This window comes from Paraburkholderia kirstenboschensis, assembly GCF_904848585.1.
Classification (GTDB): Bacteria; Pseudomonadota; Gammaproteobacteria; order Burkholderiales; family Burkholderiaceae; genus Paraburkholderia; species Paraburkholderia kirstenboschensis.
The window spans coordinates 1-2,345 of the sequence record NZ_CAJHCR010000061.1; the positions used below are offsets into that span (position 1 = coordinate 1).

3 protein-coding genes are annotated in these 2,345 nt (G+C 59.0%); 1 reads left to right on the forward strand and 2 read right to left on the reverse strand.

All coding sequences use genetic code 11. The annotated features are described in order from the left end of the window. Positions 1 to 324: 324 nt before the first annotated feature. The gene (locus JMY24_RS37890) at positions 325 to 798 is read right to left on the reverse strand and encodes an RES family NAD+ phosphorylase (RefSeq protein WP_128598768.1); all 474 of its coding nucleotides are present in this window, start codon (positions 796 to 798) and stop codon (positions 325 to 327) included. Further along, entirely contained in the window at positions 795 to 1,223 is a 429-nt protein-coding gene (locus JMY24_RS37895; protein WP_128598769.1) for an antitoxin Xre/MbcA/ParS toxin-binding domain-containing protein, read from the reverse strand. The genes JMY24_RS37890 and JMY24_RS37895 overlap by 4 nt, the downstream gene beginning before the upstream one ends. Positions 1,224 to 1,635: 412 nt before the next feature. On the opposite strand from JMY24_RS37895, the gene JMY24_RS37900 reads away from it, so the two are divergent. Beyond that, a complete protein-coding gene (locus tag JMY24_RS37900) occupies positions 1,636 to 1,791 on the forward strand; it encodes a hypothetical protein (protein WP_164853915.1) in 156 nt (51 codons plus the stop codon). Positions 1,792 to 2,345: the final 554 nt, after the last annotated feature.

The window sequence follows — 2,345 nt, forward strand, 5'->3', positions numbered from 1 at the left end:
GCGTCATGGCGGTCTCCACAGGCGGGAAAACCGCACCAGCATGCGCTACAGACCCTTGGGGTACGACATCTGTACTTTGCTCAGGTACGACACTACTACTTTGCTCCCACATTAAAATTGTTGATAAATTATGTTATGTCAAATTGTCGGGATTGATAAAAACTGACAGCCGTGTCGGCTTTGGCAACCAGACAAGGAGCATCTAAGACGGCGCTGCACTGGCCATTGCGGGCGGCGAGTGCGAACTGAACTAGAAGCCACGTCCTAGTCATCTCCCTCGAGGAGCAAAGCGTCGAGGCGAGGCTAGCCGACGACCATCATAATCTAGGAGTGTCCGACCGACGGCATCACAAAGAGGCGTTCGTCCCACACCACGGGTTGCGGCTCGGTCACGGCAATCCGCGTCGCGTCGGGGTGTGCGGGATTGACCAGCACGTTGAACTCAGCACGGACCACGACGGAAGGTACGATCAGGAGCGCGGTACGCGACTCGGTCAGCCAGGCGTCGCCGAACACCCTTGCCACCTGCAGTGCTGGCGCATCCCATCCCCCCGGCAACGATTCGGCCGAATGGCGTTCGACGCGAATATCGTCGGGAACCGCTGCTTCAACCCATCCGTGTGTCTTCGGTATCTTGCCGATGCGCGCATGAACAAGAACCTCGAGCATCGCACCGGCGAAGGTCGACGCAGCATAGATGACGGGGCGACCCGGGCTATTGAAGCGGCCGCCCACCAGCATCGCGCCGGTGCCGCTCCAGACCGTGTGTCGCGTGTCGGCGATGCGAAACAACTTCACGCCGGCAACCCGTAAAACAGTTTCCAGAGCAGCTGTTCGACCCGGCGCGCGCCGAGCTCGGTCAGCGCAACATCGAGCGGCGCCCGCCCTTCGAGCTCCGGGTGCGGCGTCGACAGGAATTCCCGCGCGTCCTCTTCGTCGTTCCAGACGTAGGCCGTCGTCGCGACGATCCTGGCCAGCCGCTCAGTCTTTTCCGATTCGTCTGGCGTCAGCCGATCGCGACGCCGCTTATAGGTTGCTTCGGGGATGATGCGGGCAAGTAGCGCACGCCGGGCGTCGGCACCCTGCGTCGCATGTTCGACGCCCGCGCGCAGCGCGGACTTGGGCAGGCCGTCGCGGACAAGTGCCTCGAGTTCCGCGAGCGTGTGCGGGACCTGCCGCAATTCCATGACCGCAGCCACTGCTTCCGGCGTGATCAGTGACATGTGACTCCCGACTAAAGTATCAGTTGATGCCTAATCATAGCGCAATTGATACCGTCCGCAAACCCATCTTCGATCTAGCGGGCTTCAGCGGGGAGACTGCCGAGGCGGTCTCCTCAACGTCGTCCGTGCCTGCGAAATTCGCCCACATAGCATGACGGCACGTTACGGCCTACAGAAAATCTTTCATACACGAAACGCTCAAGCAACTAAGCATCCGCTCGCGACAGGATGTCGCACCGGGCAGATGGATAAACGATTTATAGTGCACTGCACAAGCCCGTGTGATTGGCAGATGCGATCTGACGACCGCGTCCGGCGTTGCCGGGTTGCGGACAGACATGCCGCTGAAGGTTAATCGCCACGCCTGTCAGCTACGCCCAGTTTCTGTCTACATCATCAAAATGAGGTCCCTGTGAAATACCTTTCCCGCATCGCCGCGTCTGGGGCACTCCTGGTCGTCGCTCTCGGTATCGTCACCTTCGCCCAGATCAAGTTCGCGCCGCAGTCCGCAGACAACAACCCGGTTGCACGGATCGTCCTGAACATCGAGTCGCAACTGACCGGCTGAGCGACTCCACCGCTGTATGCAGCCCGCGCCCCACAGGCAAAGGCAGGCAGAGAAAACCCGCCAGGCTCCGAAGAGAACTGGCGGGTTTGAGCTACTGATTTCGGATTCACACGCCTGGCGGTGGGAACGGAGTTGACGCCTGCTCAGTCTCCTCCAGCGATCAGTCAGCCTCCATGTCCACGGCATCGAACACCTTGGCAGGTCACCAATCGTCAATTCGAGACGCTTCACTGTGGCCTCGTGAGACAGGCAATCGTCCCCTTCGACGTTTCGATCATCAGAAACTTGAAGGAGCGTGTCGCCACATTGATCCAACGCAAGCCAGCCTTCCCCGCCTTGCGCAAATTGTCACCGCGCGACCTGAAGGCATGGCCGAATCCAGAATTTGTGCAGCAGCCTCCTGCACAAATTGAAACCCCTTCGGCTTGGTAAACATAGGATCGCGAATTATGTCGAGGCCAGATTGAAATGTCGCAGGGCTGGCTAAATACAGATGTCGTAGTCTTGATGTCAGGTTTGAGTCTGTCTTTAACGGTTTGAATCCACGTAGTGTC

What these genes read in the sequence shown, in the direction of transcription:
- JMY24_RS37895 (WP_128598769.1), bottom strand. Translation starts at nt 1,223, where the DNA reads ATGTCACTGATCACGCCGGAAGCAGTGGCTGCGGTCATGGAATTGCGG.